We start from the raw sequence: 23,691 nt of genomic DNA on the forward strand, positions 1-23,691 counted from the left end.
AAAAAAGTTTCAGTTTCAGGTTTCAAGTTACTCAGAGTAACCTGAAACCTGAAACCTGAAACAAAAAAACAAAAACAAATCTATGTTAACGATAATAGATAAGTATATTTTAAAAAGATATTTAGCCACTTTTTCGGTGATGATCTTATTATTTATTCCCATTGGGATTGTAATTGATGTCTCTGAAAAGGTGAACAAAATGTTGGAAAACGAGATTCCTTTTACAGCGATTGCGGTCTATTATTATAATTTTACAATATATTTTGCAAATTCCCTTTTTCCGATATTTTTGTTTTTATCGGTAATTTGGTTTACCTCAAAACTGGCAAATAATACAGAGATTATTGCCATTTTAAGTTCGGGTATTTCATTTACCCGTTTTTTGCGTCCTTATATTATAGGTGCATCTATCGTTTCGGTTTTTGTACTTTTAATGGGGTTTTTTATTGTTCCTGCTGCAAGTGAAGGTTTTAATAATTTTAGATATACCTATCTAAAAGGAAATGGAAAGCAGCTGATGCGCGGTGAAAATACTAACGTTTACAGACAGCTTAATGATAACGATTTTATCTTTGTAAATAGCTTTAACGAAGAGTCAAAAACGGCTTTTAACTTTACACTGGAACATTTTGAAAAAGATGTATTGACGTATAAAATTACTGCAAGCCGAATTAAATGGGATCCTAAAAAAAAGACTTATATTTTGTATGATTATACAAAAAGAACGCTTGGGGAATTGAATGATGTAATTGAAAAAGTACCTGAAAAAAATGTTCCTTTTAAGTTTGAACTGGCAGATTTAACTCCTGTGGTTTACATTGCAGAAACACTTCCGCTAGGAAAATTGATCGATTTTATTGATAAAGAACGTAAGAGAGGTTCAGGAAATATCAATACCTATTTAGTAGTACTTTATAAAAAATACAGTGTTCCGGTTTCGGCTTTTATTCTTACGATTATTGCGGTTGCGGTTTCGGCTATGAAACGCCGTGGCGGTATGGGAACAAATCTTGCCATAGGAATTGCAATTGCGTTTTCATTTGTGTTTTTTGATAAAATATTTGGTACTCTTGCCGAAAAATCTACTTTCTCACCTTTATTAGCTGTTTGGTTCCCAAATATTGTTTTTGGAATTCTGGCAGTTTACTTATTACGTAATGCGAAACGATAATTTAAAAAGTTACCTAAACCTTCATTTAATTGTTTTTATCTGGGGTTTTACAGCAATTCTTGGAGCTTTAATCACTATCGATGCCGAAAATTTAGTGTGGTTCAGAATGCTTCTTGCAGGAATTTTTCTGGCTGGTTTTATAATTTATAAAAAGCAGTCTTTTGTAATATCAGCACAGTCTTTTGCCAAATTAATTTTTGTGGGATTATTGATTGCGCTGCATTGGATTTTCTTTTTTAGGGCAATTCATGTTTCTAATGTTTCCATCACACTTTCGATATTTTCATTAGGTGCTTTTTTTGCTTCTTTATTAGAACCGCTTTTTTACGGAAGAAAAATTTTATGGTACGAAGTTTTCTTTGGATTAATAATCATTGCCGGTTTAGGTTTGATTATGCAAGTCGAAGTAAAATACCTGCACGGAATGTATTATGCTTTGGCTTCGATTATTCTTGGAGTTTTGTTTACTTTGATGAATGGTAAACTAATTTCAGATCATGAACCGTCTGTAATTACCTTTTATGAGTTTGGCGCAGGAGTTTTTTTTATTACAATTTACTTTTTAGTACAGGGAAAATTCAATGCTGATTTCTTTACAATGTCTCTTAATAACTGGATTTTATTATTGGTTTTAGCTTCGGTTTGTACGGCGTATGCTTTTACGGCATCTGTAAAAGTAATGCAGAAGTTAACTCCATATACGGTGATGTTAACCACTAATTTAGAGCCGGTTTACGGAATCATGCTGGCTTATTTTATCCTGGGCGGAAAAGAGAAAATGAGCACGGAATTTTATATCGGCGCCTTGATAATTGTGATTACGGTAATCTTAAACGGCGTTTTTAAACATTATAAAAACAAGAAAGAAGTGTAATATTTTACTTATTTTTAAATTACATTTTTATATTTTAAATACGATTTAACGACACCAATGATATAATATTTTTATATTTGCGGTTCGATTTACAAACAAAATTCAAAAATCCATGGAATATTTAGATTTTGAGCTTCCAATAAAAGAACTTGAAGAGCAATTACAAAAGTGTGTTATAATTGGAAAAGAATCTGATGTTGATGTAACACCAACCTGCCAGGAAATCAACAAAAAATTAGAACAAACTAAGAAAGAAATATACAAAAACCTTACGGCTTGGCAACGAGTTCAGCTATCAAGGCATCCAAACAGACCTTATACTTTAGATTATATCAGAGCAATTTGCGGTGATACTTTTCTTGAACTTCATGGAGACAGAGGTTTTAAAGATGATAAAGCGATGGTGGGCGGATTAGGAAAAGTAAACGGTCAGTCGTTTATGATTGTGGGTCAGCAAAAAGGTTTTAATACTAAAACCCGTCAATACCGTAACTTTGGTATGGCAAATCCTGAAGGATATCGTAAAGCTTTACGTTTGATGAAAATGGCAGAGAAATTTGGGATTCCGGTTTTAACTTTAGTAGATACTCCGGGTGCATATCCTGGATTAGAAGCCGAAGAAAGAGGACAAGGGGAAGCTATTGCCAGAAACATTTTTGAAATGGTTCGTTTAAAAGTGCCAATTATTACCATTATCGTTGGTGAAGGTGCTTCTGGAGGAGCTTTAGGAATAGGTGTTGGGGATAAAGTATACATGTTAGAAAATACCTGGTACTCTGTAATTTCACCAGAATCATGTTCGTCTATTTTATGGAAAAGCTGGGAGTACAAAGAACGTGCTGCAGATGCTTTGAAATTGACTTCATCAGACATGAAAAGACAAAAATTAGTTGATGATGTTATTCCGGAACCATTAGGAGGAGCACACTACGATCGTGAAACTACTTTTAAAACAGTGGCAGAATATATTACCAAAGGATATAACGAATTGAAAGACTTATCAACAGCAGACTTAATTGCCCAGAGAATGGACAAGTACAGTCAAATGGGGGAGTATAAGGAGTAAATTCTCACAGGAATATTTAAAATCCGAAGCCTTACAGTTTCGGATTTTTTTTTGGTTATGAACAAAAAACGCTTATTTATAAACAATTAATAGTTATAACTCAATAGCAATTTTTTTTTAAATTTTGCTACTTTCGCTATATGGAAAATTTCAAAAATGTAAATCCTGTAAAGGTAGATAAAACCACAATTATTAGTCTGGAAAAAGGAAAACTTCCTCCACAAGTACTTGATTTAGAAGAGGCTGTACTTGGGGCAATGATGATTGATAAAAAAGGGGTTGATGATGTAATTGATATTTTACAAGCCGATGCATTTTATAAAGATGCGCATAAATTTATATTTGAAGCAATCGTTCAGCTTTTTACAGAAACGCAGCCAATTGACTTGTTGACCGTTTCGGCTCAATTGAAGAAAAACGGAAAATTAGATTTAGTGGGCGGTGATTTTTATTTAATTCAGCTTACACAAAAAATTGCATCTTCGGCGCATATCGAATTTCACTCTCGTATTATTCTTCAAAAGTTTATTCAAAGGAGTTTGATTAGAATTTCTTCGGAAATTATTGAAGCGTCTTATGATGAAACAACAGATGTATTTGATTTGCTGGATCAGGCAGAATCGAAATTATACGAAGTTACACAGGGAAATATCAAACGTAGTTCTGAAACTGCACAGAGTTTAGTACTTCAGGCGAAAAAACGTATTGAAGAAATTGCAAAGCAGGAAGGTTTAAGTGGTGTTGAAACCGGTTTTACGAATCTTGACAAACTGACTTCCGGATGGCAGCCTTCGGATTTAATTATTATTGCGGCGAGACCTGCGATGGGAAAAACTGCTTTTGTACTTTCAATGGCTAGAAATATTGCTATTGATTTTGGACATCCGGTTGCATTGTTTTCGCTGGAGATGGCATCGGTTCAGTTAATTACAAGGTTGATTTCATCAGAAACAGGATTGTCATCTGAGAAATTACGTACCGGTAAATTAGAACCTCACGAATGGACAATGTTGAGTACTAAAGTTAAGAACTTAGAGAAAGCACCTTTGTTTATTGATGATACGCCATCACTTTCGATTTTCGATTTAAGAGCAAAATGCCGTCGTTTAGTTTCTCAGCACGGTATTAAAATTATCATTGTCGATTATTTGCAATTGATGACTGCCGGAGGAAATAGTAAAGGAGGGGGAAATCGTGAGCAGGAGATTTCTACAATTTCCCGAAACTTAAAGGCTTTGGCAAAAGAGCTAAACGTTCCTGTAATTGCACTTTCGCAGTTATCGCGTGCTGTTGAAACGCGTGGATCAAGTAAACGTCCGTTGCTGTCAGATCTTCGTGAATCCGGGGCGATTGAGCAGGATGCTGATATTGTGTCCTTTTTATACCGACCTGAATATTATAAAATTGATGAATGGGATGATGATGAAGCTTCACCAACTACTGGTCAGGCAGAGATCATGATTGCAAAACACCGTAATGGTGGTATCGAAAACGTTCGTTTGAAATTTATCGGACACTTAGGAAAATTTGATAATCTTGATGATTTCTCAGGTAATTATGATGATTTGCCATCAAAAATGAATCATGAGGAAAATCCATTCATAACTAAAAATCTGCCTTCGGCTAATGAAGCTTTTGGAAGTAATTTAAATGACGATGATGACGACAGCGATGTCCCATTTTAATAAAATAATTAAGCCTCTTTATGAGGCTTTTTTTTATGGTATTAATGTTAATTTTCTGATAAAATTCAGTAGTTTAGCTGAACAATTGTTTAAAACAATTACACATTAACTTTTAACCCAAAAACAAATTTAAATTATGTCAGAAGAAAAAAATTTAGGATCAGTTGAAGTCGGTCTAACACAAGCTAAAGTATGGGTAGATAAATATCGTAAAGCTCCGGCAGAAAATGAAGAAGGCAAAAATAAAACAAATGCTTTTTTAATTCCTTTAGAAACATTAAAACTTGTATTAGATCAGGATATTGATGCTGTTCGTGCTTACAAAGGTATTAATAATGCAGGTGAACAGGTTTTATTATTCGTTGGTACTAAATTAGATAAAAAAACAGGTATTTACAGAGATGTATTTAAAACAGGAAACGAACTGGAAAACGACGATGTTGTGTATGATGCTACTCGTCCTTGTCCTCCAAATGGAGATCCTGAAAGTCCACTTTAACAAAACTCCATGTTATATTTGTTCTTTACATATTTTGGTTATTTAGTTTTAATAATCAATTTTATATTATATTCTAAAGGCTTTTCCAAATTTGGGAAAGCCTTTCAGACTTATAATTATTATCTTTTTTTATTAGTAATCGTACAGTTTATAATGGAAGTGCTGGTGTTGTTTAAGATTAATAACCTGTATTTAATTCATTTTTATTTTATTGGCCAGTTTATTTTATTAGGACTTTTTTATAAAAATCTTTTAGAAAATAATTCTTTCCAAAAAAAAATAGTTGCAATTACCATGTATTCAGGCTTATTTGTGTTAGCGGTTCAGTATGTATTTGAACCTGAGTTATTTTTTAAATTTAACTTACTTGAAATTGTCCTAACATCATTGTTAGTTGTTTTTTTTGCTCTTATATATTTGTATAATATGCTTTTAAATACTAAAAGGTACTATTATATCACGGTGGGACTAATTATTTATTTATTAGCAAGTACGGTGTTATTTCTTGTAGGGAATCTGACAATTGATTTAAGTAATGACTTCAAGCTTATAACCTGGAATCTAAACGCATTTTTTGTCCTTGTGAATCAGTTATTTATATTATACGAATGGAAAGTGAGTTTTAAAACTAATACAGCAATTGACAAGACTATATGAGCAGAACTCCAGTTTACGAAAAAGAAATTGTGGCTATAATTCTTTACACATCATGTTTTTTTATGGTTGTGGCGTTTTTTTTAGTTGCCTTTTTTTATTTCTCCAGAAAAAAAATTATTCAGAAAGAATTAGAAAAACGTGATCTTGAAATTCATCTTCAAAAGGAACAATTGCATGCCGTGATTGTGGCTCAGGAAGAAGAGCGAAAACGAATAGCGCAGGATTTACATGATGATATTAGTTCTAAACTTAATATTGTTTCATTAAATACGCATTTACTTTCTGCACCAAATTTAACAGAAGAAGAAACCCAGGAAATTACCGGAAACATTATTAATCTAACAGCAAAAGCTTTAGAAAATTCCAGGAAAATCGCCCATAATTTATTGCCTCCGGTTTTTGAAAAATTTGGACTTAATGCAGGTGTTGAGGAATTGTGTGATGAATTTGAAAGCAGCAAATCTGTAAAGGTTCATTATAATAACGAAATTGATTTTGATGAAAAGGAAATTGATCGCCATTTGCATGTTTTCAGGGTTTTGCAGGAATTAATGAACAATTCTTTGCGTCACGGAAAAGCAACTGAAATATGGATCACATTTAAAAATGAAAACGGAATAAATAGTTGTACTTATAAAGATAACGGAGTAGGATTTAATATTGAAAATGCTGAAAATCAAAAGGGATTGGGAATGAAAAACATTGATAGCAGAATTTCATTTTTAAACGGAACTTTAAAAGTTGACTCTCAAATTGGCAAAGGGATTCAAGTATTTTTTACGTTTTAAGTTAAAATAGAGATATAAGTAAGTTTTTTAATCAATATATTAAGATTCTTATATCATTTTTCATTTCATATTTTGTAATTTCGGCATACCAAACGACCAAAATCAAATAAAATGAGTTCCGCTATTAAAATTGCTTTAGTCGATGATGAAGTTTTATTCCGGAAAGGAATTTCTTTTTTGTTGCAAAGAGAAGATAATATCGATATTATTTTTGAAGCATCTAACGGAGAGGAACTTCTTTCTAATTTAAATGACATTGAAATCAAACCGGATATTATTGTGATGGATTTGAAAATGCCTGTTTTAAATGGAGTAGAAGCAACAAAAATCATCCGAAAATCCTATCCCGATATTAAAATAATTGCTTTAACAAGTTATGATACAAAATCATTTATTGCAAATATGATTCAGGTGGGAGCCGTTGCTTATTTAATTAAAAATACAACTCCAAAAGATCTGATTCATACTATTAATCAAGTAGCAAGAAAAGGATTTCATTATAATGAAAATGTCCTGAAAACAATTCAGGAAACTATTATTTCGACTAAAAATTCTAAAGGCAATTTAGAAACAGGATTTCTTTCCCAACGCGAAATAGAGATTCTCCAGCTTATTTGTCAGCAAAAAACGACTTCAGAAATTGCTGAACATCTTTATTTAAGTCCCAGAACAGTCGAAGGACATCGCAATAATTTATTGTTAAAAACAGAATCCAGAAATATTGCAGGTTTAGTTGTATATGCAATTCAAAACGAAATTGCTGTCTTGACAATTTAAATTTAGCTTGTTAAAAATTGAATTGATAAAATATAGTATAAAATAATACTTAATACAAGTATACATAATCCTATTTTTTGCATCATATTAAATTGCTTTGGTTTATCGTTATCATCGTTAAACTTCATAGTTTTTATTTTTACATTGATTATTTTGATGATCTTAGCTAGCAAATGTAACCATAATATATTCTGAATAAATACGTGTTTTTACGTGATTTTGATGAAACAGAATATTTTATTTAACGTTTATTCCTTTATAAAAGACAAGTATCTATTGTGTTTTTTAATGCTTCCTTTATATCTTTACTAAAATATTTTTTCTAATGAATAAAAGTTTAGTTTATATTTTCATATTTCTACTTTCATTAACTGCAAAAGCTTCGTTTATCTTAATTCCGATGGACGAAACTACACAACAAAATCATCTAAAAGCATACGGAATAACCTATTGGTGTTTAAGTAAAGATTATAAGGCAAGCTGGTTACTGAATTATCGCGGAGGATCATTTTTACTTCCGGATGCAGATCAAATCCGTAGAGAATGCAAGATTCGTGGTGTGAGTTTTGAAATAATTTCAGATAGTGAACAAGCTTCAATTTTAGACGAAATTTCAAGTCCGTCACAAAATATGGAATCTGTTATACTCGAAAAAGCGCCTAAAATTGCAGTTTATACGCCAAAAGGCAAACAGCCCTGGGATGATGCGGTAACATTAGTTTTAACTTATGCCGAAATTCCTTTCACCCCAATTTATGATGAAGAAGTTTTAAGCGATCAATTATTACTTTATGACTGGCTGCATTTGCATCACGAGGATTTTACCGGACAATACGGAAAGTTTTATGCGGCATACAAAAATACACCTTGGTATATAGATCAAAAAAAGGATGCAGAAGCGCTTGCCACTAAATTAGGATATAGCAAAGTGTCGCAGGAAAAAGGCGCAGTCGCAAAAAAAATCAGGGATTTTGTTATTGGTGGAGGATTTATGTTTGCAATGTGTTCTGCAACAGATAGTTTTGATATAGCACTTTCTGCAGATGGGGTAGATATTTGCGAAGCTATGTTTGATGGCGATGCAAGCGAATCAAATTATCAAACAAAATTAAATTACGGAAATTCATTTGCCTTTAAAAACTTTACACTAGAAAGAAGACCTGAAGTATATGAGTTTTCGGATATTGATATGACAACAAAACGCAGAATTCCAATGGAAAAAGATTACTTTTCATTAATGGAATTTTCAGCAAAATGGGATCCAATTCCAAGTATGTTATGTCAAAACCACACACAATTAGTAAAAGGTTTTATGGGACAAACCACTTCCTTTGATACTGCTTTAATAAAGTCTAATGTCCTGATAATGGGAACTTGTGAACTTAATGGAGAATCCAGATATATTCATGGCGAAAAAGGAAAAGGAATGTTTACTTTTTTTGGAGGTCATGATCCGGAAGATTTTCAACATCAGGTTGGAGATCCTCCTACGGTTTTAGATTTACACCCAAACTCTCCCGGTTACCGTTTGATTTTAAACAATGTTTTATTTCCTGCTGCGAAAAAGAAGAAATTAAAAACATAATTAGTTAATAGAAAATTCAAACCAGATAGGAATGTGGTCCGATATTTTTCTGGCTTCTTTTAAGGAATTGAAATTTTCATAAAACGGAATTATTCCTGAATGAATGTATGTTAACGAAGTTGCTTTATAGAAAATATTATCAAATTCAGATGCAAGACAAATGTTGTTTTTGCATTGCTGTTTTAATGTTGTTTTTTGATTTTGTAAAATAGGAGCAAAGCGCATTTTTTTCAATGGATTAAAAACTGTGTGAGATTGCGGACAATTGAAATCGCCTAAAAACACCAAATTTAAAGCTGGATACTCAAGTGGCAAAAACTTAAAATATTTAATTTCGGTTTCAGGCTGTTTGCTTTTGGTTATCGCATGAAAATTAACTAGAGTTATAGTTTTATTATTGATTTCAAAAGTGCCAAAATAAGGCTCGCGATCAATTTCTAAATGATATTTTTTTTCCAGCCATGCATTTCCTTTAAGTTTTACTCTGCTGGTTTTCCAAATGAAAGCGTAACGCTCCGTTTTATAACTGCTGCTGCTTGTAGGATCACTAATACTATAATCCCATTTAGCGCCTTTTTGATTCAATGCTGCAGCAAGTTTAGCAACTGCTTGTGCGCCGCCATATCCGGCAACAACTTCCTGAAGTGCTACAATATCATAATTTAATATAGTATTGGCAATAAAATTTATTTCGGACTGAGATTTTGATTTTCCAAAGTTTTCCAGATTCCAGGAAAGGATTTTGGTTTGAGAAAAAGTGAAAGTAGTGTAGAATAATAGAACAAATCTTAAAATGTTTTTCATGCTGTATTTATAAGATCAAATATAAGCATTTCAAAATTTTTAAGAATTTCTAAATAGTCTTCTAATCTATATTTGGAGAAAATATTTTTTTAAAGAGAAAATTTATTTCTTAAACAAAACAGATTTAATGTTTTTTATATCTGTTTTTTAATGCAGTTCCTATAATTATAATTTGCAATACAAGTAGAGCCGGAATAAAGATAATTTTCCAATCAACTTCAAGCCATCCTGTTTTTTCAGAAACAAATGCAAAGCTTAATGATAAAAAAAGGCACAGTAACATTGTTTTCATGATAATTTTATTTTTGGTTGTACTAATCTTTAAGATGAAATTTTGTCGTAAATCTTTCTCAGAACTAATTTTATATTTAGTTTTCATTCCAATTATTAATAGATTCTCGACAAAGATAAATCTATAAAAAAGCATTTCCTTACGGGAATCCGTAAAAGGGTTATATAATTTACACCAGACCAAAGTCTTTAGCAATTGCTATTAGGTGCACATTATTATTTGCCTTAAAATAAATTTTCAGTTTATTGATTCGTTTTTCGATACTGCTCGTTCCGTTTGGAGTAATTGACGACGATTTAAATTCACTTGATATATTTTCTAATATATAACCTTGTGCCAAAAGCTTTAAAATCGAGATGTCATAAGATTCGATTTCAATTAAAGACTTGTCATTAAAATTAAAAGACAAATCTGATGAAAGTATTTTTTCCTCGTTTCTAAAAGTTCCCTCAATTGCTTTTCTTAATTCAGAAATGCTGTTTCGTCCTTTTGAAACATAAGCATTAATACCCAGATCATAAAAAAGAGATTTGATACGATAAGATTTATCTTCTATAGAAAATACTATTTTTTTTAATTTGGGCTGAACCCCATTTGCTGATTCAATAAGTTCCTCACCACTCGAAAGATTAATGTCACGATGATCTGATTTAAAAGATAAATCACTTATTAATAAATCATAAGGTTCGTTTTCAAGCAAAGCCTTTTTAATTTTTAATAATCCATCATCGCAATACTTTACATGATGAATTGTAGGGATTTGTAAGTCTTCAAGCACTTGAATAACTGCAATACTTATACTATCTAAATCTTCGGCAACTAAAACTTTTTTGAACATGTTGTTGTGTTTATACAGGAATTGAGAATGTTATTCTAAATCCTTTTTCTGAATTATTGTCAAAAATAATATTTCCATTTATAGTTTTAATACGGGTTTCCACATTTTGTAGTCCAATTTTCAAAATTGTAGTCTTTTTATTAGTTCCAACGCCGTTATCATTATAAATTACAGTTAATTTTTTTTCGTCTTTTTTTAAATTAATGCTTACTAAAGTTGCCTGACTGTGTTTTTTCATGTTTGAAAACAATTCTTGTAATACTCTGTAAAGAATGATTTTTTTATTTTTTTCAATTTTATGCCACAGTATTAAATCAAAACCATTTAATATAATATTGATATCTGAAGTTTTATAACCGGATATCATTTCTTTTAGTGCCATGGGATAATTTTCATTTGTTATGATATGGCTGTTTTCTTTAGAAATATTTCGGGTTCTGAAATAAATAGTATCCAGAATATTCAGTAACTGTTCCCTGTTTTTTTCTTGTGTAAGGTCAGTTGTTTCGGCAAAGTCCAAAGTTTTATAAACATCATTAGCGAGTTCATCATGAAGTTTTTTAGATATTCTCATCTCACTTTCAAAAATCAGATTGTCTTTTTCTTTTTTTACTTTGGAAGTTAAATGAAAATAAAGGGCAAAACTGGATACAGCACTAAAAAAAATGAAGATATAGGAAATGATATTTCGTTTTTTCTGTTTTTCTAATTGTAAATCATTTTCTGCTTTTTGAGCTTTTAGTTGAAAGTTTTCCTCTTTATCTTTTTTAGATTCGTACTTTATTGTAGAAAATTGATTTTTTGCCTGTTTTCTTCCTTTTGTAATACTATCAATTATTTTAATATAATCCAGAGAGTATTTTTTTAGGTCATCCTCTTTTGTCACTTTTATTAATTGTGCCAAACAATTTGCCTTATTTGTGGCCGAATTAACTTTACAGGCTCTTTCATACGACTTCTTTGCATATTCCTTAGCCAGTTTAGGATTGCTAATCAGGTAATAATTAGATAGATTCTTATAATTATTAATTAACCCAAAGTCGTTATCTAATATAAGATTTGCTTTTAAGCTTTTAGTGTACAAATTCAATGATCCGTTTATTTTTAGATTGTAATAACAAAATCCCAGATTATTTAAAATCTCAAAATAAAGCCTTTCACTCGATTGGGGATCTTTCTCAAAAGTAATTTTTTTAGAAGCTAATATTTCTAATATTTCAGCAGCTTCCTGATATCTTTTCTGGGCCAGATATACAAGTATAATATCTGTTAAAATAAGTGTTTTCTTAAATGAGGAACCTGGAAGATGAAATGCTTTTCGGTGGTATACAATAGCATTCTGGTAATCATACATATTATAATAATTATACCCAATGAAACTGTAAACATTACGGGCATATATAGGTTTACTTGTTTTTTTTAAATAAGGAAGTGTCTTTGTCAATAGTGCTTCACTCGCAACATAATTACTAAATATAGATTGAATTTCAGCCATCGAGGACAAAGAATACACATATTCATCAATATTTACTTGGGGATTACAAATTAATTGAGCTTTATTATAATATAAATAGGAGCTATCCATTTTGTCAGCATAATAATAAAGATCAGCTTTGTTAAGATAGTTTTTAATTTGAACGGAATAATTTTTTTTAGAAGGTCTCTTTTCTAATTTTTTTTCGCAGGATTGCGTGCAAATTATAATTGCAAATAATAAAAAAAAGTTTGTGCCCTTAATAATAACAATGTTTTTTAGAATATTTAATAAATGTCTCATCAAATGGGAAATTGAATAAAAACCTTAAATCCCGAACCTTTTGTTGAATCAATATCAATTTGACCTTTAATGTGCTCAATTCTCTTCTCAACATTCTTTAAACCATTTCTTAAGACTTTAATATTTAAATCTACACCATTTCCGTTATCAGCATAATTAATAAACAGATTTTGATTCGATATTTTAAAAGTTATTCCAACGACTGATGCATTGCTATGTTTTTTCATATTGGAAAACAATTCCTGCAAAACTCTAAAAAGGACTATTTTTTTATTCTTTGCAATTTCATGCCAAAAAACGGAATCAAAACCATTTAATATTATATTTAGTTCAGGAGTTTTAAATCCGGAAATCATTTCTTTTAGATTATCTGCATAATTTATATCTGTACTAATAGCACTGTTTTCTTTAGAAATATTTCTGGTTCTGGAATAAATAGTATCTAAATTATTTAATAACTCTTCCTTATTTTCTTCCTTTCCAAAATCTGTATTTTGAGTAAAAGCTAACGCATGATAAACATCATTAGAAAGTTCGTCACTTAGTTTTTTAGAAATTCGTATTTCACTTTCGAATATGGCTTTGTTTTTTTCCTTTTTTGATTTTAGTGTTAGATAAAAATAGAGAAATAAACTGATGGCAGTTGAAAAAAAGATAATAATATACGAAATACTATTTCGATTTTTTTGTTTTTCTAATTGTAATTCATTTTCAATTTTTTGGACTTTAAGTTGCAGATTTTCTGCTTTATCTGTTTCAGATTCATATCGAATTCTTGAAAATTCATTTTTTGCTTTTTGTCTCGCAGAAGTGAAACTATCTGCAATTCTAATAAAATCTACTGAATATTTTTTAAGTTCTGCTCCCTCACTTTTTTCTATTAATGTAGCTAAACCAACAAGTTTATAAATTACGGCATTTGTTATGGAGGCACTTTTGTATGCTTTCCGGGCATACATTTTCGATAATTTTTGATCTGTTTTTGAATATAATAATGAGAGAGTATTGTAAGTCCCAATTAATCCATATTGATCATTTTGTTCCAGTTTAATTTTTAAACTTTTATTTAAACATTCAACGGCTTTAGGATTTCCGAGTTTGTAATAGCAATATCCTAAATTATCTAATAAAAGAGAATAATTATTATCTGTTTTCCTTGGATCATTTTCATGTTTTATTTTTCTCGCAGTTAACGGAACTAATATCTCAGCAGCTTCGTTATATTTTTCCTGACTGAGATAAATCAGAATAATATCATTCAAAATAACTGATTTTTTATAAGATGTATGCGCTAGTTTTAATGCTTTAAGATGATACAGGATTGCGCCGTTATAATCAAAACTGTAGTAATAATTATAGGCGATTAAAGTATATACATTATACGCGTATTCAGGATTTTTGATGTTTTTTAAGTACGGAAGTGTCTTTGTCAGTGTTTCTTCTGAAGCAAAATAGTCACTATTGTTTTTTTGAATATTCGCTATGCAGGTGAGTGCATAAACGTAATCCTCTGCATAATCTTTTTTAGGTTCGCAAAGTAGTACAGCTTGATTTAAATAAAAATAGGCGCTATCATTTTTTGCTCTATTTAAAAAGAAATCACTCTTTTTTATTTTATTTTTAATTTCTGTTGAGTGATTCTTCCTGATGATTTTCTTTTCAGTTATCTTTTTACAGGATTGCATAACAAGTAAACCCATCAGAATAAAAAAGAGAATTTTAATCTGTAAGTGATTTGGAGTCCAATACTTAAAAAGGTTTAACCAGTTTTTCATTCTTATAAAATTAATTTAATAAAAACTTTAAAACCCATATCTGACCTTGAATCTATATTAATTTCTCCTTTAATATTCAATATCCGATTCTCAACATTTTTTAAACCATTTTTAAAAGAAAGGTCATCTATATGAATCCCTTTTCCGTTGTCCATATAATTAATAAAAATGTAATTATTTGATGTATTAAAATTGATTACTACTAACGAAGCATTACTGTGTTTCTTCATGTTTAACAGTAGTTCATGCAATACTCTGTAAATAGTAATTTTTTTATTTTTGTCGATTTTTGTTGATAATATTGAATCAAATCCATTTAAAATAACATTTATTTCAGAGGTTTGAAAACCTGAAATCATTTCTTTGAGCGCTAAAGGATAATTTTTATCAATTACTACAGGACTATTTTCTTTCGAAATATTTCTGGTTTTGGAATAAATCAGATCTAAATTACTTAATAAATTTTCTTTATTATTGTCTTTTTCTAAATCATTACTTTCCGCGAAAGTCAAAGTTTGATAAATATCATGGGTAAGTTCATCACTTAGTTTTTTAGATATTCTTATTTCACTGTCAAAAATTGCGGCATCTTTTTGTTTTCTTCCTTTTGATTTTAAATGAAAATACAAAAATGTAATAAAGCTTATAATGAATACAATTATTATATATGAAATGATGTTGCGATTTTTTCGTCTTTCTAATTCTAATTCGTTTTCTGCCTTTTCTGCCTTGAGTTGTAAATTCTCTGTTTTATCCTTATTAAAATTATATTTTATATTGGCAAACTGATTTTTTGCTTTTTGTCTTGCATTTGTTAAACTGTCTGTGCTCTTGATATATTTTAAAGAATATTTTTTCAGGTCATTGCCTTCACTTGTTTTTATCAATAATTTTAAGCCGGAATTCTGATCAGCTGAATTATTATTTGCAACAGATTCGTCGTATGTTTTTTTTGCATAGTATTTTGCTAAGCGCTTATCCTTTTTTTCAAAATAAACCGAAAGATTTTTATAACTGTTTTCTATTCCGGTTCTTTTGTTTGGCAGTAACCTAAAAGCTAGTCCTTTACGAAGATATTTAATTGCCTTTTCATCGTTTCCTAATTTATGGTAACAAAAACCTAAATTATCAGCTGCATAACCGTAACCCTCTTCGTTTATAGATTTTAAACGTGGCGAAACCAGTATCTCAAGCAGGGCAATTGCCTTACCATACTTTTTTTGATTCATATAAACAGCAGCTATATTGTTTAATGCTAAACATTTTCTCCAGGCACTGGTTTTTAAAGCTCTCGACTTTTCATAATATAGGATTGCATTATTATAATCGTACATGTTTGAATAATTAGACCCCAATAATGTGTAAACAATCCATGCATGTCTTGTTTTTTTTAGATACTTTAAATAAGGCAACGCCAAAATTGCTGTAGCCTCACTGGCTATAAAATTACCGTTGTCATTATAGATATAGGATATTGAGTAGATGGTGTATACATAATCTTCAGTGTTTTTTTCAGGATTACAAAGGGGTAATACTTTATTGTAATATATAAAAGCGCTGTCATTTTTTTTAGCATAATATAACTTGTCAGCTATATTTGTCAGGCGCAGTATCTCAGCACTATTATCTGTGTTTTTAGGTTTAGGATCTGTTTTAATTTTATAAAAATTTAATAGACAAAATGATATGCCCAATAGTATCAAAACGGATATTATTAAATATTTTAATTTTTTTTTATTTTGAAAAGAATAAAAGCTGTTTTTCATTTATAAAGGAAATTTTATAAAGACTTTAAAGCCTTTTCCGAGAGCAGAATCAATGTCAATTACTCCTTTGATACTTAAAATTCTGTTTTCAACATTATGCAATCCATTCCTAAATGCAATCTCATTTATATTAATTCCACTTCCGTTATCAGTATAATTAATAATTACATTTTTATCCAGAGTTTTAAAATTAATTTCCACCAATGTAGCGTTACTGTGTTTTTTCATATTTACAAGAAGTTCTTGCAAAACCCTGTAAATAGTAACTTTGGTGTTTTTCTCTATAGTATTCCAGATAATAACATCTAGTTCATTTATAACAAGATTAGTGTTTGGGGTAGTAAAGCCGGTGATCATTTCTGTTAAAACCAAAACATAATTTTCGTCGGTAATAATTGTAGTGTTTTCTTTAGAAATATCTCTTGTCCGGGAATATATAGCATCTAAATTAGTTAGCAATTGTTCTCTGTTTTCAGGAATTGACAGGTTTTTATTTTCTGCGAATGCCATTGTGTGGTAAATGTCATTGGCAAGTTCATCATGGAGTTTTTTGGCAATTCGGGTTTCGCTATTATATGTAGCCTCAATTTTTTCCTTATTTCCTCTGGAAGTTAGATAAAAATAGAGAACTAATATTAAGCCCAAACTAAATGCAATGATAATATAAGAAATAATATTTCTGTTTTTTTGCCTTTCTAATTGTAGCTCATTTTCTGCTTTATGAGTTTTAAGTTTTAAATTTTCGTCCCTGTCTTTTTTAGAGTCATATTTAATTTTAGCAAATTGATTCTTTGCTTTTTGTCTAACTTCAAAAATACTATCAACCAAGCTCACATAAATAAGAGAATGTTTTTTTAATTCTTTATCTGAGCTGTTTTCAATAATTAATTTTAATGAAGCTAATCGCTCATCTACGTCATTTATAATACTGAATTGCTGATAACTCAAATGCATATATTTTTTTGCCAACGCAGGATTACTCTTTTTGTAAAATTCAGCAAAATGAAGGTAGCTCTTTCCTAAATCAAAAGGCCTTTTTTTATTTTGTCTTATTTCAATACTTTGATTGAAATAAGATAGTGCATTTTTCAAGTCGTTTATTTTAAAATAACAGAAGCCTATATTATCTAATACTTTTGCATAAAACTCGTCATCATTTTTAATTTCTGGTTTGGATAGCAAGGCAAGAAAAATTTTGAGAGATTCAGCATATTTTCCTTCTTCCATTAATATAACGGCAATATTTTTTTTTGCTGCTAAATTTTGCCACGATGCTGTTTTTAAGGTTAAAGCTTTTTGATTGTATAGTATTGCATTTTTATAATCATACGTATTTAAGTAATTATTGCTTAAAGTCACATATGTATTCCATGCATGTTCTGGCTTTTTTAAAGATTTTAAATAAGGTAATGCTTCAATAACTGTAGATTCACTTCCAATAAAATCACCATGATTTTGTTGAATAGTTGCCATATCGTTTATTATATCAACATAATTTTGGGTATCAGTTACTGGGTTACAAATAAATTTTGCTTTATTGTAATAAAAAAAAGCACTATCAGTTTTTTTATTTTTGTAGAATCGATCTGCTACACTAATCAATTTAGCAACTTCGGCTTTTGTATTTAATGGTACAATAGTGTTTGACGCTTTCTTTTGACAAGATAAAAAAAGTAGAAAAGTAAAAGTTATATATAATGGGGTGAGTATTCTTTGTGGTTTCATACTCCAAAAGTATAGAATTTAAGTATTTAAGAAAAGTAATAAGTATACTAATTTGTAAATTCAGAACAGTTCTGTTTTTAATTATAATTTTGCAATAAAAAAAAAATGACCTTCTAATTTAGAAAGTCATTTTTGTATTCATTATATAAATGGAGATGTTTAAACAGCTCTCATTCCAGTGCTTATGGCTAATCTGTTCCATGCGTTGATAGTTATTATCGCGAGAATAATTTCGGCTAAATATCTATCATCAAACAAACGGGCAGCATTCTGATAAACTTCGTCAGAAACATGATTGCTTATCATGGTAATTTCCTCTGTTAATGCAAATATAGCCTTCTCTTCTTCAGTATAAACGTCAGCCTCACGCCAAACGCTTAATAAATAAATACGTTTTTCAGTTTCACCATATTTTCTGGCATCAGCAGTATGCATATTGACACAATAAGCACAACCATTTAATTGCGATGCACGAATTTTTATTAACTCTTTTATAATAGGCGTTAAGGAAGTTTTGGTACTGTATTTTTCTAAATTTACTAAAGCTTCATAAGCTTCCGGTGCAACATTTGGGATAACGATTCTTGGTTTCATCTTATATTATTTTTTAAGTTTAGTACAAAGGTCAGAGATCTTTCCTTGAAAAAACTTGAAGTACTTCAAGAAATGAAATTAGATTTTTCCAGCTCTAATTTTGCTCATAAATTCAGCAGAGAAATCGAGATAGGAGGCAAGCATGTATTGCGGAACTCGCTGTACAAATTCAGGATGAAGATTATTAAAGTGATGATATCTTTCTTCTGCCGACATTGTAAATAAAAATTTGATTCTCATTTGAGCAGCACCATAAGATTTTTGTGTAACAACTCTAAAGTAACGTTCAAGTTTCGGAATCTGGACAAGAATAGATTCTAACATTTCCTGTTCCAGACCAATTACTTCTGACTTTTCTACAGCCTGTATATAAAAATGAGAAGGTATTTGACTGTGATAACTTAAGTAATCAGTAATCCACCAATTTTCAATACCAAATTGTAATGTTTGTTCAACACCTTTCGAGTTGATTATATATTGTCGTATGCAGCCTTTTAGGATAAAGTATAATGTGTTGCATACTTGACCTTCGTGTAATATTAGTTCTTTCTTTTTGATAGTAAAAGTGCTCAGGCAAGATTCTAAAATGTCTATTTCAGAGGATTCTAATGTTACTATTTTTTCAATATGTTGCAAAAGTGATTTATGCATGTTAATTTTTTGATGATATACAAATGTACTTTTATATTCAAACGCTAAGCTACAATTGAAATACATATAAAAACAAAAAACCATTCGTGTTAACGAATGGTTTTTCTATGATAAGTAAGTAATCTAAATTGAGTTTATAAAACGTTTATTTTACTTTATTAAGTATTGCTTTGAAAGCTTCAGGGTGGTTCATAGCTAAATCTGCAAGAACTTTACGGTTCAATTCGATTCCATTAGCTTTAACTTTACCCATGAATTGAGAATAAGACATTCCTTCTAATCTAGCTCCAGCGTTGATACGTTGAATCCATAAAGCACGGAAATTTCTTTTGTTTTGTTTTCTATCGCGGTAAGCGTAGCACATTGCTTTCTCTACTGCATTCTTAGCAACTGTCCAAACGTTTTTACGTCTACCAAAGAAACCTTTGGCTTGCTTCATTATTTTTTTTCTTCTTGCTCTTTTAGCAACTGAATTTACTGCTCTTGGCATAATTTTAATGTGTTTTTGTAGCAGGCGCCCTGAATTAAATCAAAGGAACTTAAAAGCCATACTCCAAGGTTATTTTTAAATAATTTTTAACCTAAAGAAAATCTTTAGTCAAAGGGTTTAAAAGTCAAGTGTCAAAAGTTTGAACTTTCTAACTTTAAGACTTTACAACTTTAGACTTATATTAGATAATTCTTAATTGTTGTTTGATGCTTTTCATATCTGTTTTGTGAACTAGCGCTGAATGTGTCAAAGCTAATTTACGTTTTTTAGATTTTTTAGTCAAGATGTGACTTTTAAAAGCATGCTTTCTTTTAATCTTTCCAGAACCAGTAACTTTGAAACGTTTCTTGGCGCTAGATTTTGTTTTCATTTTAGGCATTTTTCCTAGTGTTTTAATTTATTCTTACTTACTTATATCTTGGTCTGAAAGTTTAAAAGTCAAAAGTCAAAAGCCAGTTTATGACTTTTGACTTTAAGACTTTCGACTTTAAGACTTATTTCTTTTTCTTCGGAGCAATGAACATAATCATTCTCTTTCCTTCTAAAACCGGCATCGCTTCCACTTTACCATGCTCTTCTAAATCTGTTGCCAAACGTAGTAATAAAATCTGTCCTTGATCTTTATAAATGATAGAACGACCTTTAAAGAAAACGAAAGCTTTTAATTTAGCACCCTCTTTCAAGAACTTCTCAGCATTCTTTCTTTTAAATTCGTAATCATGCTCATCTGTCTGAGGACCAAATCTAATCTCCTTTACTACAACTTGCGTTGACTTAGCTTTTAATACCTTATCACGTTTCTTTTGTTCGTAAACAAATTTCTTGTAATCCATGATTTTACAAACCGGCGGCTCAGCATTTGGTGAAATTTCAACCAAATCCAATTCAAACTGATCTGCTAGGCGTAAAGCTTCTGCAAGCTTAAATACACCAGGTTCGATGTTTTCGCCTACTAGTCTTACTTCTTGTACACCACGAATAAGGTTATTTATTCTGTGTGCATCCTTTTTTTCTACTCGAGGTTGGTAACCTCTGTTGCTTCTTATTGCTATGACTTTATAATTTAAGTTAAACTGTAAAAACTTTTAATGTCTTTTTTATTTCTTCGTTTACAATAGCGACAAATTCATCAATTGTAACTGTAATATTCCCTTTTCCTTCTTGACCGTGACGACGGATTGAAATAGTTCCGTTTTTCTCCTCTTCCTCACCTACAATAAGCATAAACGGTATTTTTTGCATTTCAGCATCTCTAATTTTCTTACCAATAGTCTCACTTCGGTTGTCAATTAGGGCGCGAATTTCGTGATTTTCTAGCAAATCTAAAACTTTTTTAGCATATATTTCGTATTTCTCGCTCAAAGACAAGATTATAGCCTGTTCCGGCATTAGCCATAGTGGGAAATTTCCTGCAGTATGCTCCAGTAAAATTGCGATAAAACGTTCCATAGATCCAAAAGGAGCTCTGTGAATCATAACAGGGCGATGTAATTCATTATCAGCACCTTTATAAGTCAATTCAAAACGTTCAGGAAGGTTATAATCAACCTGAATAGTTCCTAATTGCCATTGTCTTCCTAAAGCATCTTTAACCATAAAGTCAAGCTTAGGACCATAAAAAGCGGCCTCGCCATATTCTACAACAGTATTTAATCCTTTGTCAGCTGCAGCATTGATAATTGCATTTTCAGCTTTCTCCCAGTTTTCGTCTGTACCAATGTACTTATCTCTGTTCTCTTTGTCTCTTAAAGAAATTTGAGCAGTAAAGTTTTCAAAACCTAAAGAACCAAATACATAAAGTACAAGGTCAATTACTTTTTTAAACTCTTCGTCCAATTGCTCAGGAGTACAAAAAATATGCGCGTCATCCTGAGTAAACCCTCTTACGCGAGTTAAACCATGTAATTCGCCAGATTGCTCATATCTATATACAGTACCAAATTCAGCATAACGCTTAGGTAGATCCTTGTATGACCAAGGTCTGACATTGTAAATTTCGCAGTGGTGAGGACAGTTCATCGGTTTTAATAAAAACTCTTCACCTTCGGCAGGAGTATTTATTGGCTGAAAACTATCAGCGCCATATTTTGCATAGTGACCAGAAGTAACATAAAGTTCTTTCTGACCAATATGTGGAGTAACCACTTGCTCATATCCGGCTTTCTTTTGAGCTTTCTTCAAAAATTGCTCTAAACGATCTCTAAGTGCAGCACCTTTTGGCAGCCATAAAGGCAAACCAGCACCAACTTTTTGAGAAAAAGCAAACAATTCAAGTTCTTTACCTAATTTACGGTGATCACGACGTTTAGCCTCCTCAAGAAGTTCAAGATATTCAGTCAAATCTTTTTGTTTAGGAAAAGAAGTTCCGTAAACACGAGTCAGCTGTTTGTTTTTCTCGTCACCTCGCCAGTAAGCTCCGGCAACGCTCATAATTTTAAAAGCCTTGATAATACCAGTATTCGGAATATGTCCACCTCTACACAAATCAGTAAAAGTAGCATGATCACAAAACGTAATAGTTCCGTCTTCAAGATTCGAAATCAATTCAGTCTTATAAACGTTGTCTTTATATAATTCTAAAGCATCAGCTTTACTAACCGGACGCATTTTAAACTCATGTTTGCCTCTTGAAATTTCAAGAACACGATCTTCAATCTTTTTAAAGTCAGCATCAGTAATCTTTTGGTCTTCAAAATCTACATCATAATAAAAACCGTTAGAAATTGCAGGTCCAAGAGTTAACTTAATTCCGGGAAACAATTCCTCAAGCGCTTGTGCCATGACGTGTGAAGTCGAATGCCAGAAAGCTTTTTTACCTTCCGCATCATTCCAGGTATATAAAATAAGACTACCGTCGGTCGTCAATGGAGTTTCGGTTTCAATTGTTGTACCATTAAAAGATGCTGAAATCACGTTTCTGGCAAATCCTTCACTAATGCTTTTTGCAACCTCCATGGGAGTTATGCCAGAAGCAAACTCTCTAATTGACCCGTCGGGTAAAGTAATCTTAATCATTGTTTATAATTTTGTGAATGCAAATATAACGCATTAGAAAAACACACACAATACATATATAATCTTTATACTATAATATATAGGAGCAAATTGTAGTAGGTTCGTCAAATGTATTTTCTATCCTTATATATAGGAGTAAAGTATACTTAGATTTTAAGGGCAAATAAGAAGTATGTTAGGTTTGTTTAGTTTTAGAAGCTTAGATTTTGCTTTGGAGCTATTCCCGCTATCCGTTCCAATCTTTTGTGCCTCCCGGCACAAAAGGATTTTCACTACTATCGGGGCTAGGGCAGTAGTTGTTAGAATAGACATTAGTGATAGCAAAAAGAAATCGCTTCAAGAGTATAAACTTAGCGCGTCTGCGTCTTTGTACGAAATAGACAAAGCGATGTGTGTTAGAGATCATGCAAGCATCCGGCAAAGTCGTCAAATCAATTTTGAGTCATCATAAAACAGCACTTAAATCTGCGAAGTCCATAAAACAGGTACATCTTAGAATGGTAAAATTACGAAAAACAGAACGCTCTGCTGAAAATTCCTATAAACGAAAAAAGTGGTAAAAAGCTAAGTTTTGTGTTATCAGAGCGTTAAGAAAAAGTTTTGCAAAACATTGAAATTATACAATAAAAAGTCTTGTAAATGTAAATAAAGGTGCTACTTTTGCACCCGCAAGAGCGACAGACGTTCCCTGAAATACTGACAAGCATTACAAATCAAGGAGAAAATTTATTTTCAAAAAAAGATTTAAAAAGCTTGTGAGATTTGAAAACAGATGTTACATTTGCACCCCGCAAAACAGGGAAGTTCATTGAAAGATTGGTAAGGTTTGAGAAGAAAAAGGAAATGAAAAATTTCTTAAAAA

21 protein-coding genes are annotated in these 23,691 nt (G+C 31.0%); 8 read left to right on the forward strand and 13 right to left on the reverse strand.

Annotated features, from left to right (window positions below; genetic code table 11):
- Positions 1-82: 82 nt before the first annotated feature.
- From ACHRVX_RS18460 to ACHRVX_RS18495, 8 genes are all read left to right on the forward strand, one after another.
- Positions 83-1,171 carry an LptF/LptG family permease gene (locus ACHRVX_RS18460; RefSeq protein WP_395334837.1) on the forward strand — a complete coding sequence of 363 codons (1,089 nt, stop codon included), beginning with the start codon at positions 83-85 and terminating at the stop codon, positions 1,169-1,171.
- Positions 1,158-2,045 carry a DMT family transporter gene (locus ACHRVX_RS18465; RefSeq protein ID WP_395334839.1) on the forward strand — a complete coding sequence of 296 codons (888 nt, stop codon included), beginning with the start codon at positions 1,158-1,160 and terminating at the stop codon, positions 2,043-2,045. The genes ACHRVX_RS18460 and ACHRVX_RS18465 overlap by 14 nt, the downstream gene beginning before the upstream one ends.
- A 112-nt stretch (positions 2,046-2,157) precedes the next feature.
- A complete protein-coding gene (locus ACHRVX_RS18470) occupies positions 2,158-3,111 on the forward strand; it encodes an acetyl-CoA carboxylase carboxyltransferase subunit alpha (protein WP_213301500.1) in 954 nt (317 codons plus the stop codon).
- 140 nt (positions 3,112-3,251) lie between these two features.
- Entirely contained in the window at positions 3,252-4,796 is a 1,545-nt protein-coding gene (gene dnaB, locus ACHRVX_RS18475) for a replicative DNA helicase (protein WP_395334841.1), read from the forward strand.
- 136 nt (positions 4,797-4,932) lie between these two features.
- Positions 4,933-5,295, forward strand: a complete 363-nt coding sequence (locus ACHRVX_RS18480) for a hypothetical protein (protein ID WP_395334844.1) — start codon at positions 4,933-4,935, stop codon at positions 5,293-5,295.
- A gap of 653 nt (positions 5,296-5,948) precedes the next feature.
- Complete coding sequence (locus tag ACHRVX_RS18485) at positions 5,949-6,740, forward strand: sensor histidine kinase (RefSeq protein ID WP_395334846.1); 792 nt, start codon at positions 5,949-5,951, stop codon at positions 6,738-6,740.
- A gap of 111 nt (positions 6,741-6,851) precedes the next feature.
- Positions 6,852-7,517, forward strand: a complete 666-nt coding sequence (locus ACHRVX_RS18490; protein WP_395334848.1) for a response regulator — start codon at positions 6,852-6,854, stop codon at positions 7,515-7,517.
- 325 nt (positions 7,518-7,842) lie between these two features.
- On the forward strand, positions 7,843-9,102 hold the full coding sequence (locus ACHRVX_RS18495) for an asparagine synthetase B (protein ID WP_395334850.1): 1,260 nt from the start codon (positions 7,843-7,845) through the stop codon (positions 9,100-9,102).
- Here ACHRVX_RS18495 and ACHRVX_RS18500 read toward each other — a convergent pair whose 3' ends face one another.
- The 13 genes from ACHRVX_RS18500 to thrS form a co-directional block, all read right to left on the reverse strand.
- Positions 9,103-9,906 carry an endonuclease/exonuclease/phosphatase family protein gene (locus tag ACHRVX_RS18500; RefSeq protein WP_395334853.1) on the reverse strand — a complete coding sequence of 268 codons (804 nt, stop codon included), beginning with the start codon at positions 9,904-9,906 and terminating at the stop codon, positions 9,103-9,105.
- Positions 9,907-10,030: 124 nt separating this feature from the next.
- Positions 10,031-10,198: a hypothetical protein gene (locus tag ACHRVX_RS18505; RefSeq protein WP_157495921.1), complete on the reverse strand. Its 168-nt coding sequence runs from the start codon at positions 10,196-10,198 to the stop codon at positions 10,031-10,033.
- Between the two features lie 169 nt (positions 10,199-10,367).
- The gene (locus ACHRVX_RS18510; protein ID WP_395334855.1) at positions 10,368-11,036 is read right to left on the reverse strand and encodes a response regulator; all 669 of its coding nucleotides are present in this window, start codon (positions 11,034-11,036) and stop codon (positions 10,368-10,370) included.
- Positions 11,037-11,046: 10 nt separating this feature from the next.
- Positions 11,047-12,621 carry an ATP-binding protein gene (locus ACHRVX_RS18515; RefSeq protein WP_395334857.1) on the reverse strand — a complete coding sequence of 525 codons (1,575 nt, stop codon included), beginning with the start codon at positions 12,619-12,621 and terminating at the stop codon, positions 11,047-11,049.
- Positions 12,622-12,812: 191 nt separating this feature from the next.
- A complete protein-coding gene (locus ACHRVX_RS18520; protein ID WP_395334859.1) occupies positions 12,813-14,588 on the reverse strand; it encodes an ATP-binding protein in 1,776 nt (591 codons plus the stop codon).
- A 2-nt stretch (positions 14,589-14,590) separates the two neighbouring features.
- The gene (locus ACHRVX_RS18525) at positions 14,591-16,354 is read right to left on the reverse strand and encodes a tetratricopeptide repeat protein (protein WP_395334861.1); all 1,764 of its coding nucleotides are present in this window, start codon (positions 16,352-16,354) and stop codon (positions 14,591-14,593) included.
- A complete protein-coding gene (locus ACHRVX_RS18530) occupies positions 16,355-18,079 on the reverse strand; it encodes a tetratricopeptide repeat protein (protein ID WP_395334863.1) in 1,725 nt (574 codons plus the stop codon).
- 159 nt (positions 18,080-18,238) lie between these two features.
- Positions 18,239-18,673, reverse strand: a complete 435-nt coding sequence (locus ACHRVX_RS18535) for a carboxymuconolactone decarboxylase family protein (RefSeq protein WP_395334865.1) — start codon at positions 18,671-18,673, stop codon at positions 18,239-18,241.
- Between the two features lie 78 nt (positions 18,674-18,751).
- The gene (locus ACHRVX_RS18540) at positions 18,752-19,324 is read right to left on the reverse strand and encodes a Crp/Fnr family transcriptional regulator (RefSeq protein ID WP_395334867.1); all 573 of its coding nucleotides are present in this window, start codon (positions 19,322-19,324) and stop codon (positions 18,752-18,754) included.
- Between the two features lie 145 nt (positions 19,325-19,469).
- On the reverse strand, positions 19,470-19,814 hold the full coding sequence (rplT, locus tag ACHRVX_RS18545; protein ID WP_041515545.1) for a 50S ribosomal protein L20: 345 nt from the start codon (positions 19,812-19,814) through the stop codon (positions 19,470-19,472).
- Positions 19,815-19,995: 181 nt separating this feature from the next.
- Complete coding sequence (gene rpmI, locus ACHRVX_RS18550) at positions 19,996-20,193, reverse strand: 50S ribosomal protein L35 (RefSeq protein ID WP_022827375.1); 198 nt, start codon at positions 20,191-20,193, stop codon at positions 19,996-19,998.
- Positions 20,194-20,308: 115 nt separating this feature from the next.
- The gene (gene infC / locus ACHRVX_RS18555) at positions 20,309-20,860 is read right to left on the reverse strand and encodes a translation initiation factor IF-3 (RefSeq protein ID WP_081491471.1); all 552 of its coding nucleotides are present in this window, start codon (positions 20,858-20,860) and stop codon (positions 20,309-20,311) included.
- A gap of 22 nt (positions 20,861-20,882) precedes the next feature.
- On the reverse strand, positions 20,883-22,829 hold the full coding sequence (gene thrS / locus ACHRVX_RS18560; RefSeq protein ID WP_395334870.1) for a threonine--tRNA ligase: 1,947 nt from the start codon (positions 22,827-22,829) through the stop codon (positions 20,883-20,885).
- Positions 22,830-23,691 lie beyond the last annotated feature (862 nt).

The sequence above is a fragment of the Flavobacterium sp. FlaQc-47 genome (assembly GCF_044006475.1).
In the GTDB taxonomy this organism is placed as follows: Bacteria; Bacteroidota; Bacteroidia; order Flavobacteriales; family Flavobacteriaceae; genus Flavobacterium.

Bases quoted from the DNA above. Each gene is read 5' to 3' on its own strand.
- ACHRVX_RS18500 (WP_395334853.1), bottom strand. From the start codon at position 9,906: ATGAAAAACATTTTAAGATTTGTTCTATTATTCTACACTACTTTCACT.
- ACHRVX_RS18540 (WP_395334867.1), bottom strand. From the start codon at position 19,324: ATGCATAAATCACTTTTGCAACATATTGAAAAAATAGTAACATTAGAA.
- ACHRVX_RS18480 (WP_395334844.1), top strand. From the start codon at position 4,933: ATGTCAGAAGAAAAAAATTTAGGATCAGTTGAAGTCGGTCTAACACAA.
- rpmI (WP_022827375.1), bottom strand. From the start codon at position 20,193: ATGCCTAAAATGAAAACAAAATCTAGCGCCAAGAAACGTTTCAAAGTT.
- ACHRVX_RS18515 (WP_395334857.1), bottom strand. From the start codon at position 12,621: ATGGATAGCTCCTATTTATATTATAATAAAGCTCAATTAATTTGTAAT.
- ACHRVX_RS18465 (WP_395334839.1), top strand. From the start codon at position 1,158: ATGCGAAACGATAATTTAAAAAGTTACCTAAACCTTCATTTAATTGTT.
- ACHRVX_RS18530 (WP_395334863.1), bottom strand. From the start codon at position 18,079: ATGAAACCACAAAGAATACTCACCCCATTATATATAACTTTTACTTTT.
- ACHRVX_RS18505 (WP_157495921.1), bottom strand. From the start codon at position 10,198: ATGAAAACAATGTTACTGTGCCTTTTTTTATCATTAAGCTTTGCATTT.
- ACHRVX_RS18510 (WP_395334855.1), bottom strand. From the start codon at position 11,036: ATGTTCAAAAAAGTTTTAGTTGCCGAAGATTTAGATAGTATAAGTATT.
- thrS (WP_395334870.1), bottom strand. From the start codon at position 22,829: ATGATTAAGATTACTTTACCCGACGGGTCAATTAGAGAGTTTGCTTCT.
- dnaB (WP_395334841.1), top strand. From the start codon at position 3,252: ATGGAAAATTTCAAAAATGTAAATCCTGTAAAGGTAGATAAAACCACA.
- ACHRVX_RS18525 (WP_395334861.1), bottom strand. From the start codon at position 16,354: ATGAAAAACAGCTTTTATTCTTTTCAAAATAAAAAAAAATTAAAATAT.
- ACHRVX_RS18495 (WP_395334850.1), top strand. From the start codon at position 7,843: ATGAATAAAAGTTTAGTTTATATTTTCATATTTCTACTTTCATTAACT.
- ACHRVX_RS18490 (WP_395334848.1), top strand. From the start codon at position 6,852: ATGAGTTCCGCTATTAAAATTGCTTTAGTCGATGATGAAGTTTTATTC.
- ACHRVX_RS18520 (WP_395334859.1), bottom strand. From the start codon at position 14,588: ATGAAAAACTGGTTAAACCTTTTTAAGTATTGGACTCCAAATCACTTA.
- ACHRVX_RS18485 (WP_395334846.1), top strand. From the start codon at position 5,949: ATGAGCAGAACTCCAGTTTACGAAAAAGAAATTGTGGCTATAATTCTT.
- rplT (WP_041515545.1), bottom strand. From the start codon at position 19,814: ATGCCAAGAGCAGTAAATTCAGTTGCTAAAAGAGCAAGAAGAAAAAAA.
- ACHRVX_RS18460 (WP_395334837.1), top strand. From the start codon at position 83: ATGTTAACGATAATAGATAAGTATATTTTAAAAAGATATTTAGCCACT.
- ACHRVX_RS18470 (WP_213301500.1), top strand. From the start codon at position 2,158: ATGGAATATTTAGATTTTGAGCTTCCAATAAAAGAACTTGAAGAGCAA.
- ACHRVX_RS18535 (WP_395334865.1), bottom strand. From the start codon at position 18,673: ATGAAACCAAGAATCGTTATCCCAAATGTTGCACCGGAAGCTTATGAA.